This is a genomic window from Thermomonas carbonis, from assembly GCF_014396975.1.
Taxonomy (GTDB): Bacteria; Pseudomonadota; Gammaproteobacteria; order Xanthomonadales; family Xanthomonadaceae; genus Thermomonas; species Thermomonas carbonis.
Window position 1 is genome coordinate 2,839,407 of record NZ_CP060719.1, and the last position, 16,589, is coordinate 2,855,995.

Sequence of the window (16,589 nt, forward strand, 5' to 3'; positions counted from 1 at the left end):
ACAATGCATTCGATGATGTTCCGACGTGTCGCTCTGACCGCAGCAATTGCCTTCGCGATCACCGGTTGTGGCGGGGCACGGGAGAAGCCCACTGCATCGCAGCCTGCAGCCGCGGCCTCGCCGTGGCCGGACGTGAGCTGGCCGCTGACCGCCGATCCCGCGCTTGAAAAGCGCATCGACGAACTGCTCGCCACCATGACGGTGGAAGAGAAGGTCGGCCAGCTGGTGCAGGGCGACATCGCCAGCATCACCCCGGAGGACGTGCGCAAGTACCGGCTCGGTTCGGTGCTCGCCGGCGGCAATTCCGATCCCGGCGGCAAGTACGACGCCACGCCCGCGCAATGGCTCGCGCAGGCCGATGCGTTCTACGAGGCGTCGATGGATGTCTCGCAGGGCGGCAAGGCCATCCCGATTTTGTATGGCATCGATGCCGTGCACGGGCAAAGCAACATCGTGGGCGCGACGCTGTTCCCGCACAACATCGGCCTGGGCGCGATGCGCAACCCGGAGCTGATGCGCAGGATCGGCGAAGTCACCGCCATCGAGACCCGCACCACCGGCATGGAGTGGGCGTTCGGCCCGACCGTCGCGGTACCGCAGGATGACCGCTGGGGCCGCACCTACGAGGGCTATTCGGAATCGCCTGAGGTTGTTGCGAGCTACGCGGGCGTGATGGTCGAAGGCCTGCAGGGCAAGGTCGGATCCCAGGAATTCCTCGACGGCACCAGGGTGATCGCGTCGGCCAAGCACTTCCTCGGCGATGGCGGCACCACCGGCGGCAAGGACCAGGGCGATACCGCGGTTGACGAAGCCACGCTGGTGCGCATCCACGCCGCTGGTTATCCGACCGCCATTGCGGCGGGCGCGCAGACGGTGATGGCCTCGTTCAACAGCGTCAACGGTGTGCGCATGCACGGCAACAAGCCGTTCCTCACCGATGCGTTGAAGGGTCGGATGCAGTTCGGCGGCTTCGTGGTCGGCGACTGGAACGGCCACGGCCAGATTCCCGGCTGCAAGAACGACGACTGCCCGGCCACGATCAATGCCGGCCTGGACATGGCGATGGCGCCGGATTCGTGGAAGGGGTTCTACGAGACCACCCTGGCCGCGGCGAAGGCCGGCACGATCAGCAAGGAACGCCTGGACGATGCGGTGCGCCGGATCCTGCGGGTGAAGTTCCGGCTCGGCCTGTTCGAGGCCGGCAAGCCCTCGCAACGCACGGTCGGCGGCAAGTTCGAATTGCTCGGCGCGCCCGAGCATCGCGCGATCGCACGGCAGGCCGTGCGCGAATCGCTGGTGCTGCTGAAGAACAACGGCGGCGTGCTGCCGCTGCAGCCGAAGCAGCGCATCCTCGTCGCCGGCGACGGTGCCAACGATGTCGGCAAGCAGTCCGGTGGCTGGACGCTGAACTGGCAGGGCACCGGCACCAAGCGCAGCGATTTCCCGAATGCGGATTCGATCTATGAAGGCATCGCCGCGCAGGCCAAGGCCGCGGGCGGCAATGCCGAACTGTCGATCGAAGGCAAATACACGGCGAAGCCCGATGTGGCCATCGTGGTGTTCGGCGAGAACCCCTATGCCGAGTTCCAGGGCGACCTGCCGAACCTGCTGTACAAGCCTGGCAACGACGTCGACCTCGAACTGATCAAGCGGTTGAAGGCCGAGGGCATTCCGGTGGTCGCGGTGTTCCTGAGCGGGCGTCCGTTGTGGATGAATCGCGAGATCAATGCCGCCGACGCGTTCGTGGCCGCATGGTTGCCGGGCTCGGAAGGCGCGGGCATCGCCGATGTGCTGCTGCGCAAGGCCGACGGCAGCGTGCAGCACGACTTCAAGGGCAAGCTGAGTTTCAGCTGGCCGCGCACCGCGACGCAGTACGCCAACAACGTCGGGCAGAAGGACTACGACCCGCTGTTCGCATTCGGTTTCGGCCTGACCTATGCGGACAAGGGCACGCTGGCCGCATTGCCGGAAGTCTCCGGCATCGAGGGCGAGCAATCCGCCGGCGGCGTGTACTTCGCCAAGGGCAAGCCGTCGCTGGGCCTGGCCATGCAGTTGTCGAATGCGGGGCAGGCGGGCATGCCGGCGACCACGGTGCCGGTCGCACTTGCCGACGGCAGCCTCTCGCTGGCCGCAGTCGACCACAAGGCGCAGGAAGACGGGCGTCGCTTGACATGGACCGGCAGCAAGCCGGCCAGCTGGTTGCTGGTATCGGGCAAGCCGCTCGATGTCACCCGCGAGAGCAATGGCGACGTGCAGTTGCAGCTCACCGTTCGCCGCGACAGTGCAGTGACCGCACCAGTCTGGCTGGGCGTGGGCTGTGGCGATGGCTGCTCGGGCCGCGTCGACCTGCAGAAGACACTGGCTGCGATTCCGCAAGGCGAATGGAAGGTCGTCGGCGTGCCCTTGAAGTGTTTCGTGGCCGCTGGTGCCGACGTGTCCAAGCTGGTGCAGGTGCCGGTGCTGGAAAGCGGCGCGGCGCTGCAGTTGTCGGTCTCGCGGATCGCGCTGGGCGCCTTGAACGAAGCCGAAGCCACGGTCGCCTGTCCGGCGAAGTAGCAGGGCATGATGCGGGCGGCGGCGCAAGCCGCCCCCGGATGCGCGGGCAGGGAGGGCCAGCGCATCGTCGAATCATCGCGGGCCGCAGCGTGCGGTTCGCCTGCCGATGGGCGCGAGGGGATTCGCGCCGGCCGGTCCAACTGCAGGAGTGGGGCCGTGGGTCTTGGGACATTGGACATCGCCATCGTGCTGGCCTATCTGGCCGGCATCTTCATCCTGGCGCAGTGGGTCTCGCGCGAGAAAGCCGGCCACCAGAAAGACGCGCAGGATTACTTCCTGGCCGGCAGGTCGCTGCCGTGGTGGGCCATCGGCGCGTCGCTGATCGCGGCGAACATCTCGGCCGAACAGATCATCGGCATGTCCGGCTCGGGCTATGCCATCGGCCTGGCCATCGCGTCCTACGAATGGATGGCGGCGGCGACGCTGCTGATCGTCGGCAAGTGGTTCCTGCCGGTGTTCCTGCGCAACGGCATCTACACCATGCCGCAGTTCCTGGAACAACGTTACGGCAGCCGCATCCGCACGCTGATGGCGGTGTTCTGGCTGGGCCTGTACGTGTTCGTCAACGTCACCTCGATCCTGTGGCTCGGCGCGATCGCGGTCTCGCAGGTCACCGGCATGGACCAGATGCTGGCGGTAGTGCTGATCGGCGTGTTCGCGCTGCTGTACCAGTTGTACGGCGGCCTGAAGGCGGTCGCGCTGACCGACATCGTGCAGGTCACGCTGCTGGTGCTGGGCGGCCTGCTGGTCGCAGGCCTGACCCTCAACCAGCTGGGCGAGGGCGCCGGCATCCTCGCCGGCTTCCACAGATTGCGGGAGGCGCAACCTGGCCACTTCGAGATGATCCTCGACAAGGACAACCCGTTCTACAAGGACCTGCCGGGCATCGGCGTGCTGGTCGGCGGCATGTGGATCATGAACATCAGCTACTGGGGCTTCAACCAGTACATCATCCAGCGCGCACTCGCGGCCAAGGACATCGCCGAGGCGCAGAAGGGCGTGTTGTTCGCGGCCTTCCTCAAGCTGCTGATGCCGGTGATCGTGGTGCTGCCGGGCATCGCCGCGGTGATGCTGGCGCCCGGCCTGGACAAGCCCGACCAGGCCTATCCGACGATGATGCGCCTGCTGCCCACCGGCATCCTCGGCCTGGTGTTCGCCGCGCTGGTCGCCGCGATCGTGGCGTCGCTGGCGTCGAAGATCAATTCGATCGCGACGATCTTCACCCTGGATTTCTACGCCAAGATGAAGCCGCTGGCGGACCAGCAGAAGCTGGTGCGCGTTGGCCGCATCACCGCGATCGTCGCCGTGCTGCTGGGCATCCTCGCCGCCAAGCCGCTGCTGGGCAGCTTCGACCAGGCCTTCCAGTACATCCAGGAATACACCGGCTTCTTCACCCCGGGCATCGTGGTGATCTTCGTGCTGGGCCTGTTCTGGAAGCGCGCCAACGAAGCCGGCGCACTCGCGGCCGCGATCGGTTCGTTCGTGCTGTCGATCGTGCTGAAACTGGCGTGGCCGGAGCTGCCTTTCATCGATCGCGTCGGCCTGGTGTTCCTGCTCGCGCTGGCGCTGGCCGTCGTGGTGTCGTTGCTGACCCGGCACGCGCCGGAGAAGGACATCATCGACACCCGCAACGTCGACTACAGCACCGGCACGGTCTTCAATATTGGCGGCATCGCGGTGCTCGCGATCCTGGCCGCGCTGTACGCCTTGTTCTGGTAACGCCAACCCGCTATCCACCGCACGCAGGAGGACGCATGCACACGAATCACTCGAATCGCTGGCGCGTCGCAATGACGGCGCTGGTCATGGCGATGGGGTGGGGCAGCGCCATCGCGCAGGATGCCCCCGCACAACCTGCCGCCAAGCCGATGCCGATCTACGCCAATGCACTGGCACCAGGCTGGCAGAACTGGAGCTGGGCGAAGACACGGCTCTCGGTCGGTGCCGAAGGTGCCGCACGCAAGCCGATCGCGGTGGATGCCGAGCCCTATGCGTCGCTTTATCTCCACCACGAGCCTTTCAGTACTGCCGGCTATCGCACCTTGAACCTGCTGGTGCAGAGCAAGGCGACCGACGCGGAAGTGAGGCTGTTCCTGCTCGCGCCCGATGGCAAGCCGATCGGTGCAGGCAAGCTGGTCAAGATCAGCAATACCGGATGGACCAAGGTCGAGGTGCCGCTGGAGACGCTCGGCGCAAACGACACGAACGTGTCCGGGCTGTGGATCCAGAATCCGACGGGCGAGACCTTGCCTACGTTTTATGTGGCGGATGTTGGGTTGCAGTAGGCGATCCGCAGCCGTAGTCGATGTGAGAAATTCACGGTCTAGACGCAAGTGTGATCGTTGGTACGATGCAGGGCAGGGGGAATGCCATGCGATTCGTGCTGCTCATCTTGCTGTCTGTGCTCGCGCCCTCCCTGTGCGCGCAAACGATCTACAAGTGCCGCGACCACAAGGGTCAGCCGCTCTATCAATCCTTTCCGTGCGGGGGCACCAAGCCGCCTGAGAAGGTTTGGTCTGGTGACTATCGGCAACCTACGAACGCAGAGTTGTGGGAACGGTACAACCGCGATCAGGAATGGCGCAGACGCCAGGCGCGCGAAAATCAACCGCAATATCGATACGTGGCTCCCAGTCGCGGAAACTCAGCTGCAGCATCACGACGTGCGTCTTGCGCAATTGCTCGGCAGGAGTACAACCGGGTGCAGGCGGATTTCAAGTTGAATCGAAATATTGATTTGCTAAGAAGACTTGAGTCCGAGATTCGAAGACATTGCGAAGTGAATCCGTAGCTTCGATGTGCATTCACAAGAGCTAGCAACCCTGCAGGGCGTATATGGACTCGAATCCGGCAAGTGGCGCACCCTTTCCATTTGATCTCAAGATGCCGCTGCGTCGCTCACTCATCGCATACGATGGGTTTTTCGAGATTTACACGGAGAATCAAACTTATCGGCTACAGCACCCAACAGGAGATATGTCACGTAAGGATTTCAGCCCGGAATCCACTTTCGTTACCACGCTGGTTGCCGATGCAGGGTCGCGGAATCTGACAATTGCACGCCTCATTTTGCAGACACATGAGTGCATGCAGTCGGCGCCACTCAGTGCAGCCGAGAGGCAACGCGCCTTGACAGTGCTTCATGCCTGCAAAGACGCGCTGTTATCGTGTGAAGACATTGCGAATCAATTGAAGACAGATGTCGACAGCATAATTGAAGGAATCAAGCAGAGCGGGTTTTGGCAGGAAGGGCAGAGCATGAAATTGCCTCAGCACCCTTCGCTGCAGACGCAAGCCTCGACCTACCTTGTCCATCTGAATCGATCAATTCGCAAGATCTGCGAGTTCGCGTTTGCCTTGCTGGAACTCGACAGGAAGGACAATAATTTCAAGGATTTGGCGAAGCGAGTCGGTGCCAAGCTTGGCGTTGATTCAATGATGTACAAGTATGTGCATGCCAATGTCGAGAGAATCGAGAACTTAATCTTGCTGCGTAATTTCGATGAACATCCAGGTGATACCACGACAGTGCTGCGCAATTTCCACCTTGCTGGCCCAAGAGCCATAAGTGCGCCGACGTGGGAGTTGACGGGCGCAAAAGCGACGGCACCAAAGTTCATCGCGGAAGACGCTATTGAACAGACCGCGTACGTCCGTGGAATTGCTGAAAATGTGGTGATGTTCGCCCTGAACGAGCTGATCCAGCCACCGCTGATGATTATGCAAATCAACGAGGACCACATTGATCCGGCTTGGCCGGTACGGTTCAGGGTGCATCTCGACACTTCGCGAATGACGTTTGTTAGCCCTAATAGTCGCGACCCGACCTAATGGGCTGGGAATGGACTGTGTTGCAGCCGCCTGATGGCGGGACCTCGGACCTGTGTCTATCAGCCTCCATGTTTGCCGGTGCCGGCAAGCGTCCGCGGTCTAGGCACCAACGCAGCCAAAACCAGAGCAGGGACAACCCCGTCGCAAACTTCGCATAATGCCTATTATGTAAAAGTACAAGAGAGTCAGAACCCGCGACAGGCCTTCCTCACCGGCGCATCCAGCCGGCTCAAGTCGTCGAACGTGCGCTTCAAGCCGAGCCGCTCGAGTTGCTTCTCCCTGTTCGCCTTGGCTTGCCTGCACGGATCCTCCGACTTGCGAGCGCCGGATGCGCTACTTCGACGATAGCCCGATCGACTGCGGGCGCGGCTCGAGGCCGACGCGCTACGACGGGACTCTGCAACGGCGGGCTGCGTATCCGGAACCGGCACGAATTCGATGACGCGGTCCATGCGCTGGCCCTGCGCACACGCCGAGGCCTGGTAGCTGGCTTGCCCAGCTGCATTCACGCATTTGTAGAGCGTTCCGGACGACGCAAGCCCTGGGAACAGGCACAGCACGAGGCAGAGATGTCGCATGTCCGGCTCCGGATGGGTTTCATTCTATCCTGCGCGCCAGCTCGGCACCTGTCCGTCGGAGAACGCCGCATCGGCGCATCCGGAATCTCGGCTACTCCATCGGCAAGGGCATGTCCCGCTGCAGCAGCGCGGTGATGGTCTCGGCCGGGACCGGCCGGCAGAACAGGTAACCCTGGGCCTCGTCGCAACGCAGCAGGTGCAGCAGGCGCGCCTGTTCTTCGGTCTCGACGCCTTCCGCCACGACCTTCAGCTTGAGCGCATGCGCCAGGGCGATGATGCTGGAAACGATGGCCATGCCTTCGGGACCCGAGGACATGCCGACGATGAATGCGCGGTCGATCTTCAGCGACGTCACCGGCAGCTTGGCGATGTACGACAGCGAGCAATAGCCGGTGCCGAAGTCATCCACCGCCACGCTGACGCCTGCGGCGCGCACCATGCCCAACGCATCGATGTTGCGCTCGACGTTGTCCATGATCACCGACTCGGTGATCTCCAGTTCCAGTTCGTTGCTGGAGGAGCGCGCGACCAGCGCAACGATGTCGTCGGCGAAGTCGGGGCGTCGCAGTTGCAGCGGCGACACGTTCACTGCGACGCGCGGCGCGTGGAGTCCGGCGTTGCGCCATTCCGACTGGTCGTGCAGGGCCTTCTTCAGGGCCCACTGCCCCACTTCGCCGATCAAGCCGCACTCCTCGAGGACGGGGATGAACTGCCCGGGTGGCACCATGCCCTGCCCCGGCTCCATCCAGCGCATCAGCGCCTCGACACCGCAAATACGCCGGTCGGCCAGGGTGACCTTGGGCTGGTAATACAGCACGAATTCCTGCTGGTCGATCGCGCGCCGGAGCCGCGACTCCAGTGCCATCGCGTCGGCCGCGCGCGCATTCAGCTCGGGGGCATAGAAGACCAGCGACTCGCCGGCGGTGCGGGCGCGGCGGAGCGCTGCTTCTGCGTTGCGCAGCAACGTTTCCGCGTGATCGCCATCGGTGGGGAACACGGCCACGCCGGCACGGCAACCGATCCGGATCGACTCGCCAGCGAGGACGCAGGGAGGACCGCAGCACGCATCACGCAGGCGCTTGAACTCGTGCACGATGTCGCTCGCGGAATCCACGCCGCCCAGCTTCACCGCGAACACATCCATGCCCAGCCGGGCGGCTGTTTCGTTGTGCGCATGCATGCGGTTGCCGAACTCGCGCAGCAGCGCGTCGCCGGCGTCGCGCCCCAGGGTCTCGTTGACGCGGCGGAAACGCTCGAGGTCCACCAGCATCACCACCAACATCTCGCCGGTGGTGTTCCGCCCGCGCAGCGCACGGGTCAGGTAATCGGAAAACTGGGCGCGATTGGGCAATCCCGTCAGCGCGTCGTAATTCGCCAGGAACCGCAACTGCTCCGAGCGCCCGAGGTTCTCGAGCGCATACGCGATGTCGCGCGCCATCTCGGACAACTGCTTCATCTCGTCTTCGTCGAAGAACCCGGCCTCGGCGGCGTGCAGCACCATGACGCCGATGGTCCGGCCGTTATTCGCCAGCGGCAGCAAGGCCACCGACTTGGTGCCTGCGGACATCGCCGCGGCCAACAGAGGGTGGTCGGCCGACATATGGTTGAACACCACCGGCCTGGCGTCGCGAATCGACTGCGCCCATTCGCCGCTCATCAGTTCCGGTGCGTCGATCTGGCGCTGGAGATCCTTCAGAGACTCTTCGTCGGCGCCGACGCCCGCACCTGCGGTCAACACAAGCCCGCCGGCAGGATCGTCCAGCAGCCCGATCCACGCCTTCGGGAACTGGCCCGCGTCCACTGCGATCCGGCACGATTGCTGGAGCAACTCGTCCCTGTTGGCCGCACGCACGATCAATGCGTTGATGCCGCTTCGCACAGACAGCACGCGGTTCACGCGGCGCAGGCCGGTTTCGCTGCGGGCCAGCGCCTGCTCGGTCCGATAGCGTTCGGTGATGTCGCGCAGGAAGACGGTATAGAGCCAGCCACGGGACGTGCCCTGGCGGGAGATCGATGCCTCGACCGGGAACTCGACGCCGTCGTGGCGCTGCGCCCAGACCATGCGACTGCCCATGGTACGGGCCGCTTCATCACCCCCGCCGAAGGCACCGACCTGGTGGCGGTGATCCTCGCGATAACGCGGAGGGATGAAGGTTTCCAGTTGCATCCCGATCGCCGCCTCGCGCGTGCAACCGAACATGCGTTCGGCCGCCGCGTTGAACAGCACGATGGCCTGGGATTCGTCGAGCGCGATGATCGCGTCGAGTGCCGATTCGACCAGGCCCGAAAGCCGTGCCTCGGTCTGCGCCAGCCCCGCGTAGGCTTCGCCCAGTTGCGAACTCTTCTCCTCGAGTTTGCGGATCAGCGATTCGCTGTACTGCTTCAGGACCGGGTCCTCGAGTTCCGCGACCGATACCGGCGCGGGACGGATGCGTTCCTTCGCCTCGCGCAGGGCGCCCAGCAGTTGATGCACCGGCGCGGGTTTCGCGATGTAGGCATCGGCTCCGGCCGAGCGCGCCAGCGTGCGATCCGCGGGCGAGTTGTAGGTGCTCGTGTAGAGGATCAGGGGCAGGTCCGCGAACTGCGGATTGCGACGGATCTCCAGGCACAGGCGGTAGCCGTCCATGCGGGGCATGAGGATGTCGGAGATGACCCCGCATACCTCCGTCGACGCGAGGCGCTGCAGCGCTTCTTCGCCGTGGCAGGCCTCGATGACGGTCACGCCTTCCGCTTCCAGTTGGGCGCGAAGCAGCCGCAGGTTGGTGGGATTGTCGTCCACGATCAGGATCGTGCCGAAGGACTCCGGCGGCAGGAACGCCGCGACCTGGCCGGCGAATCGGCGGGTGTCGATCGGCTTGGTCAGGTAGCCGATGCAGCCGGCGTCGCGGGCCTTCTCTTCATCTCCCTTCATCGCGAATGCGGTCAGCGCGACCACCGGGATGTAGCGCAGCCGCGGGTCCGCCTTGAGCAGGCGGGTGAGGGTCAACCCGTCCATGCCCGGCAAGGCGATGTCCATCAGCACCAGGTCAGGCAATGCCTTCGCCAGGCACGCCAGCGCTTCCGTCGCATCCGCTGCCTGCTCGACCTCATGGCCTTCCAGCGACAACACGCTCGCCGCCAGCCTCAGGTTGGTCGGATTGTCGTCCACGATGAGGATGCGCCTGCTCACCCCGCTGCCTCGCGCATCGGCAGGGTCACGACGAATTCGCTGCCGATGCCGAGCTGGCTTTCCACCCGGATGTGCCCGCCCTGCAGTTCGACCAGCCGCCGGGTCAGGGCCAGGCCCAGCCCGGTGCCGGGGCGACGCTCGGCATTGGTGGGGTCGAGCCGCTCGAATTCCACGAACAGGCGCGCACGATCTCCTTCCGCGATCCCGATGCCGGAATCGCGAACGGACAGGAGCAGGTCGCTGCCGACCCGGCGGGCGGTGACGCGTACGCTGCCGCCGGTGTCGGTGAACTTGACCGCGTTGGATGCGAGGTTCAGCAGGACCTGCTTGAACTTCTGGCGGTCCAGCCGTACGTGGACCAGCCCATCCTCCAGCGCCCACGACAGCTCGAGCTGCTTGCTCGCGACCATCGTCGCCAGCACGGCGCATGCCTCCTCGATGGCGGTGGCGAGGTCGAACATCTCCTCGTGCAACTCCATGCGGCCGGCCTCGATCTTGGAGATATCCAGCAGGTCGTTCACCAGGTGAAGCAGGTGGTTGCCGCTGCTGGCGATGTCGAGCAGGAAGCTGTGCTGGCGGTCGGTCAATGCGCCGGCCTTGCCGTCGACCAGCAGCTCCGAGAAACCGATGATGCCGTTGAGCGGGGTGCGCAATTCGTGCGACATGTTGGCCAGGAACTGGCTCTTGAGCCGGCTGGCCTGCAGCAGCGAGGCCTCCACGCGCTTGCGCTCGGTGACGTCGCGAATCGCGCTCAGGACCATGGGCCCGGCTGCGGTCTGGACCGGGCTCAGGCTGATTTCCACCGGGAACTCCTCGCCATCCCCCCGTCGGCCGTACAGGTCCAGGCCTTCGCCCATCCCGCGCGCGCGCGGATGGGCGAAGAAGCCGTTGCGATGCGCCGCATGGTTGACGCGAAAGCGCTCCGGCAGCAGGTATTCGATCGGTCTTCCGAGGATCTCCGCGCGTTCGTAGCGGAACAGGCCCTGGGCCTGGCTGTTGGCCAGCGCGATGCGGCCGTCGCCGTCCACCATCACGATGGCATCCGGCATCGCTTCGAGCAGGTCGTGTAGATTCTGATCGACCTTGCCAGGCATTTCGATTCGTCCTCGACAATCTGCCAACCGGAACGCCATCTTGCTGGCGCCGGCAAAGGGCTTGTCGAGCCTACGCCCCCCGCCTGCGCGCGACCAGTGGCAATATTCACGCAGGGCGACCGAGCACTGCTGCTTTCGGGTCACATGCGAGGGATAGCGTGAATGATCGAACCCGAGGCGGGCACCCGCTCCCGGGTTACCCTGTCGCCCCCCCCGCGATGCAGGCAAGGCGGTTCACCTGTCGAACAGCATTCGCCTGCTTCCTGAAGCACGATGAACGACGAGACCAGTCGCTTCCCCGATACGACGAGACGCAGGCTGCTGCGCGGAATGGCCCTCGGAAGCGCAGCGGCAGGCCTGGGCCTGTGGCGCGAACCGGTGTGGGCCTTGGCGACGCCGAACCAGTCAGGCGTGCTCGCCGGCAAGGACTTCGATCTCAGCATCGGTCGCACGCCGGTCAACATCACCGGTCGCGCGGCGTCGGCGATCACCGTCAATGGGTCCCTGCCCGGCCCGATCCTGCGCTGGCGCGAAGGCGACGAGGTGACGCTGCGCGTGCGCAACACGCTCGCCGAAACCAGCGCGATCCATTGGCACGGCATCCTGCTGCCGGCCAACATGGACGGCGTGCCGGGCCTGAGCTTCCACGGTATCGAACCCGGCGGCGACTATCTGTACCGCTTCAGGGTGCGGCAGTCCGGCACTTACTGGTACCACAGCCATTCCAGCCTGCAGGAACAGGCAGGTGTGTACGGCGCGCTGATCGTCGACCCGCTCGAGCCCGAGCCCTTCGCCTTCGACCGCGACTACGTGGTGATGCTGTCCGACTGGACCGACATGGATCCGCATCGGCTGTTCGCGCGGCTGAAGAAGCGCAGCGACTACGACAACCTCTACAAGCGCACCGTCGGCGATTTCCTGCGCGATGCACGCGAAGATGGAATCACCGCTGCAGTCGCCGATCGCAAGGCCTGGGGGGCGATGCGGATGAGCCCCACCGACCTCGCCGACGTCAACGGCAATACCTATACCTACCTCGCCAACGGCCGCCGTGCCGACGACGACTGGACCGGCCTGTTCACGCCCGGCGAGCGCGTGCGCCTGCGCTTCGTCAACGGCGCGGCGATGACCTTCTTCGATGTGCGCATTCCCGGCCTGAAGCTCACCGTCGTTGCCGCCGACGGACAGAACATCCAGCCGGTCGAGGTCGACGAATTCCGCATCGCGCCGGCGGAAACCTTCGACGTGATCGTGCAACCCGAGCGCGACGAGGCCCATGTGGTGTTCGCGCAGGCGATGGATCGCAGCGGCCACGCACGCATCACCCTCGCTCCGCGGATGGGCATGCGCGCGCCCTCCCCCGCCCTCGACAAGCGCGCCTTGCTGACGATGGACGACATGGGCCACGGCAGTCATGCGATGTCGACTGCAGAGATGAGCTGCGGCGCGAACATGGATCACTCGAAGATGTCGATGCCGATGTCGACACCGATGCAGGCGCATCCGGCCAGCGAGACCGGCAATCCGTTCGTCGACATGCAGACGATGTCGCCGACGCCGCGGCTGGACGATCCCGGCATCGGCCTGCGCGACAACGGCCGCCGCGTGTTGCGTTACGCCGACCTGCACAGCCTGCAGGTGCCCGATGACGACCGCGAACCATCGCGCGAGATCGAGCTGCACCTGACCGGGCACATGGAGCGCTTCGTCTGGGGCTTCGATGGCATCAAGTTCTCGGATGCCGAACCGGTGCGGCTGAAATACGGCGAACGCGTGCGCTTCACCCTGGTCAACGACACCATGATGGAACACCCGGTGCACCTGCACGGGATGTGGAGCGACCTGGAGGATGCCGACGGAAAGTTCCTGGTGCGCAAGCACAGCGTCAGTATCCCGCCGGGCACGAAACGGAGCTTCCGCGTCACTGCGGATGCACTCGGTCGTTGGGCGTTCCACTGCCACATGCTGATGCACATGGAAGCCGGGATGATGCGCGAAGTGCGGGTGGAGGAATGATGCGCGGCGCACTCGCCATCGGCCTGCTGCTGTGCATGCAATCCGCATTCGCCCAGGATCACTCGCAGCACGCGATGCCGCCATCGTCGCCGACCACGACGGACGAACACGCGCAACATCGCGAACACACGACTGGCGATGACGCACCCGGCGACTATCGCTCCCCTGTCCTCACCGATGCCGACCGCGCCGCCGCGTTCCCCGACCTGCACGGCCACGACATGTCCGCGCACATGGACGACGATCCCTTCGTGTGGATGGTGATGGCGGATCGATTCGAGTGGCAGCAAGGCGACGCAGTCGCCTGGGAAGGCACTGCATGGTTCGGCCATGACCGCGGGCGTCTCTGGCTGCGCAGCGAAGGCGAGCGCGAGCGTAACCACGGCACCGAGGCCAACATCGAAGCGCTGTGGGGCGAGCCGGTGAATGCGTGGTGGGACGTGCTGGCGGGTGTGCGCCACGACATCTCGAACGAACGCTTGGGCCACCACGGACAGGACTGGCTTGCCATCGGCGTGCAAGGCCTGGCGCCTTACAAGTTCGAGGTGCAGGCCACCGTCTATATCGGCGAGGGTGGGCAATCGATGCTGCAGGCGGAAGTCGAATACGAACTGCTGCTCACCAACAAGCTGATCCTCCAGCCGCGCATCGAGGCGACAGCGCTTGGTCGCAACGATGCAGTGCGCGGGATCGGCTCGGGGCTGGGTGAAGTGGATGCCGGCCTGCGCTTGCGCTACGAAGTGCGCCGCGAAGTCGCGCCCTACATCGGCATCGAGCGCGCGGTTCGCTTCGGCAAGACCGCGGACTTTGCACGTGCCCCTGGTGATGACGCGCACGAGACGCGATGGGTGGCGGGCGTGCGATTCTGGTTCTGAGAGGCGCTGCTCACGCCCTTGTAGCCCGGATAAGCGCAGCGCATCCGCGGCTCTTCCCCGATTCTCCGACGCAATCCCGCCCGGACTCACACGTCCTTGCGATACCGCCAGTGCGCAGGCGTGTGAAGCCCTTCCCCGCCATCGATCTCGATCTGCATGCCCGGCGCGATCGCCACCGACAGCGCGCCATCGCCCAGGATCCAGCTGGTGGCTTCGGCATCGTCGACATTGCTCGGCAACGACGTCACGCGTCGTGATTCGCCGGGCAACAGGCCGGTGCCACTGCGCTTGCCGCGCGCTTCCTTCAAGGTCCACAGCCGATGGAATGCGAGGCTGTAGTCGGTATCGTCCAGCCGATCGAGGCCGGCGGCTTCCTCCGGTGAAAACGTGAATCGTGCAAGTGCGCGCAGGTCACGCGTACGTCGCGGCAATTCGACATCGACACCCACCGGCACCGTCGCGAGTGCAATCGCCAGCCAGTCGCCGCTGTGGCTGATCGACAACGACAGCAGCGACGGCTGCCCATCGACGCGTAGTTGCGGACGCCCATCATCGTACCGATACAGCGCGATCCTCCGCGAATCGATCAGCAGCAAGTCCGCCGCAAGCACGCGTGCCTGCCAGTGACCCGCCAGGAAACTGCGCCGGCGCACGTCGGCGGTCATCGCCTGCAGGCGCTTGGCTTCGTCGTCGCTCAGCCAGTCCTCGCCCAGGTGATCGCTTAACGCATCGAGCCGGCCGAGCCACACTCGCGCGGCCGGCATCGTTGCCATGTCACTTGACCTTGGCGTATACGCCCTTCAGGGCCACGCCGGCCATCAGTCCGCCTGCGCCGCATTCGTACTGCGTCGCGCTGCTGAACACCTGGTTCTTGTAGTTGCTTTCGATGTCGATCACCGCGTTGGCACCGCGCTCCTTCGCGGCTGCCTGCAGCGCTTTCATCGCGCCCAGGAACACCCACTGGCAGGCGGTGGCGTCGCTCTTGCCGAAGGCATTGGTCTTGCGGTTGGTATTGGCTGCGCCGAGTCGATCGGTCACCGCTGGCGCACGCGCACCCTTGAAGTGGAACTGCACCGAACCATCCAGGGTGCCATCGGCCTTGCCGGCGGCAATCGCGGTGGCGATGTCGAACTGGTGGCGTGTGTCGCGGGCATCGGCAGCGGGAGCCGCGGCCAGGGTCAGCACGGTGGCAAGGGCAAGGGTCAGTCGGCGCATGCGTGGATTCCTCTGTTGAGTCAGGACCAGCGGCGCAACACCAGCGAGGTGTTGATGCCGCCGAAGGCGAAATTGTTGCTCATGGCGTATTCGCCGTCGATCAGGCGGCCGCCACCCGGTTCGCTGGGCAGGATGTAATCGAGCGCGCCGCAGCGCGGATCGACATCGCGCAGGTTGGCGGTGGGATGGAACCAGCCCTCGCGCAGCATCTCAAGCGTCACCCAGGCCTCCATCGCGCCACAGGCGCCGAGGGTGTGGCCGGTGTAGCTCTTCAGCGAACTGATCGGCATGCGTTCGCCAAAGACGGCGTGGGTGGCGGTGGTTTCGGCGATGTCGCCGTGTTCGGTGGCGGTGCCATGCGCATTGACGTAGGCGATCGCGTCAGGCGACAAGCCAGCATCCTCCAGCGACAACCGCATTGCCTGCGCCATGGTCGCGGCATTCGGCTGGGTCACGTGCTGGCCATCGCTGTTGGTGCCGAAACCGACGATCTCCGCGTGGATCGTCGCACCGCGCGCGAGTGCATGTTCCAGGTCTTCCAGCACCAGGGTGCAGCCGCCCTCGCCGATCACCAGGCCACTGCGTGACACATCGAAGGGCCGCGGCGTGGTCTCCGGCGCATCGTTGTCGCTGCTGGTCGCGAACAACGTGTCGAATACGGTGGTCGCGGTGACATCCAGTTCTTCCGAGCCACCGGCGAGCATCGCCACCTGCTTGCCCGCCTTGATCGCTTCGTAGGCGTAGCCGATGCCCTGGCTGCCCGAGGTGCACGCGCTCGAGGTAGTGACGATGCGACCGGTGATGCCGAAGAACACGCCCATGTTCACCGGCGCGGTGTGCGCCATCATCCGGATGTAGGTGGTCGCGTTGATGTACTGGGTGTTGAACTCGGCGAGCATGCGGCCGAAGTCGCTCATCGACGACGGCGTGCCCGCAGAGGATCCATAGGAAATGCCGACCTTGCCGCTCTTCAGCAACGGATCGCCAAGCAGGCCGGCATCGATCAGGGCGAGCTCGCTTGCGCGCGTGGCCAGCAAGGCGACCCGGCCCATCGAGCGCGTCGCCTTGCGGTTGTAATGGTCCGGCAGCTCGAACGGCTGCGCGGGCACCCCGAGTCGCGAGTTGAGGCCTTTGTATTCGCCCCACTCGGGGAAGTGGCGCACCGCGTTGCGACCGGTCTTCAACCAGGCCTGCACCGTCGGCCAGTCATGACCGAGCGGGCCCAGCACGCCACGGCCCGTCACGACCACACGGC

The 16,589-nt window shown here is 64.9% G+C and carries 13 protein-coding genes and 1 pseudogene; 7 read left to right on the plus strand and 7 right to left on the minus strand.

What is annotated here, in order from left to right; genetic code table 11:
- The first annotated feature begins 12 nt into the window (after positions 1-12).
- The 5 genes from H9L16_RS13200 (at position 13) to H9L16_RS13220 (ending at position 6,387) form a co-directional block, all read left to right on the plus strand.
- The gene (locus H9L16_RS13200; RefSeq protein ID WP_229796463.1) at positions 13-2,556 is read left to right on the plus strand and encodes a glycoside hydrolase family 3 protein; all 2,544 of its coding nucleotides are present in this window, start codon (positions 13-15) and stop codon (positions 2,554-2,556) included.
- Positions 2,557-2,712: 156 nt separating this feature from the next.
- Positions 2,713-4,275 (plus strand): sodium/sugar symporter, encoded by a 1,563-nt coding sequence (locus H9L16_RS13205; RefSeq protein ID WP_187552126.1) that lies wholly within the window; start codon positions 2,713-2,715, stop codon positions 4,273-4,275.
- A gap of 35 nt (positions 4,276-4,310) precedes the next feature.
- On the plus strand, positions 4,311-4,841 hold the full coding sequence (locus H9L16_RS13210; protein ID WP_187552127.1) for a hypothetical protein: 531 nt from the start codon (positions 4,311-4,313) through the stop codon (positions 4,839-4,841).
- A gap of 86 nt (positions 4,842-4,927) precedes the next feature.
- The gene (locus H9L16_RS16585; RefSeq protein ID WP_187552128.1) at positions 4,928-5,347 is read left to right on the plus strand and encodes a DUF4124 domain-containing protein; all 420 of its coding nucleotides are present in this window, start codon (positions 4,928-4,930) and stop codon (positions 5,345-5,347) included.
- Positions 5,348-5,391: 44 nt separating this feature from the next.
- On the plus strand, positions 5,392-6,387 hold the full coding sequence (locus H9L16_RS13220; protein WP_187552129.1) for a hypothetical protein: 996 nt from the start codon (positions 5,392-5,394) through the stop codon (positions 6,385-6,387).
- 185 nt (positions 6,388-6,572) lie between these two features.
- Here H9L16_RS13220 and H9L16_RS13225 read toward each other — a convergent pair whose 3' ends face one another.
- From H9L16_RS13225 to H9L16_RS13235, 4 genes and pseudogenes are all read right to left on the minus strand, one after another.
- Complete coding sequence (locus H9L16_RS13225; protein WP_233449392.1) at positions 6,573-6,839, minus strand: hypothetical protein; 267 nt, start codon at positions 6,837-6,839, stop codon at positions 6,573-6,575.
- Between the two features lie 42 nt (positions 6,840-6,881).
- Positions 6,882-6,965, minus strand: a pseudogene (locus tag H9L16_RS16590) (hypothetical protein); the annotation flags it as partial.
- Between the two features lie 91 nt (positions 6,966-7,056).
- Positions 7,057-10,134 carry an EAL domain-containing protein gene (locus tag H9L16_RS13230; protein ID WP_187552131.1) on the minus strand — a complete coding sequence of 1,026 codons (3,078 nt, stop codon included), beginning with the start codon at positions 10,132-10,134 and terminating at the stop codon, positions 7,057-7,059.
- Positions 10,131-11,228, minus strand: a complete 1,098-nt coding sequence (locus tag H9L16_RS13235; protein WP_187552132.1) for a sensor histidine kinase — start codon at positions 11,226-11,228, stop codon at positions 10,131-10,133. Before H9L16_RS13235 ends, H9L16_RS13230 begins: the two co-directional genes overlap by 4 nt.
- 273 nt (positions 11,229-11,501) lie before the next feature.
- Between H9L16_RS13235 and H9L16_RS13240 the strand changes: the two genes are divergently transcribed.
- Together H9L16_RS13240 and H9L16_RS13245 are read left to right on the plus strand one after the other, a co-directional pair.
- On the plus strand, positions 11,502-13,244 hold the full coding sequence (locus H9L16_RS13240) for a copper resistance system multicopper oxidase (RefSeq protein ID WP_187552133.1): 1,743 nt from the start codon (positions 11,502-11,504) through the stop codon (positions 13,242-13,244).
- The gene (locus H9L16_RS13245) at positions 13,244-14,119 is read left to right on the plus strand and encodes a copper resistance protein B (protein ID WP_187552134.1); all 876 of its coding nucleotides are present in this window, start codon (positions 13,244-13,246) and stop codon (positions 14,117-14,119) included. The genes H9L16_RS13240 and H9L16_RS13245 overlap by 1 nt, the downstream gene beginning before the upstream one ends.
- A gap of 86 nt (positions 14,120-14,205) precedes the next feature.
- On the opposite strand, the gene H9L16_RS13250 is transcribed toward H9L16_RS13245, so the two are convergent.
- The 3 genes from H9L16_RS13250 to H9L16_RS13260 are packed head-to-tail and all read right to left on the minus strand — an operon-like array spanning position 14,206 to position 16,584.
- Positions 14,206-14,892, minus strand: a complete 687-nt coding sequence (locus H9L16_RS13250) for a 4'-phosphopantetheinyl transferase family protein (protein WP_187552135.1) — start codon at positions 14,890-14,892, stop codon at positions 14,206-14,208.
- A gap of 1 nt (position 14,893) precedes the next feature.
- Positions 14,894-15,334, minus strand: a complete 441-nt coding sequence (locus H9L16_RS13255) for an excinuclease ATPase subunit (RefSeq protein ID WP_187552136.1) — start codon at positions 15,332-15,334, stop codon at positions 14,894-14,896.
- Positions 15,335-15,354: 20 nt separating this feature from the next.
- Complete coding sequence (locus H9L16_RS13260) at positions 15,355-16,584, minus strand: beta-ketoacyl-ACP synthase (protein ID WP_229796464.1); 1,230 nt, start codon at positions 16,582-16,584, stop codon at positions 15,355-15,357.
- Positions 16,585-16,589 lie beyond the last annotated feature (5 nt).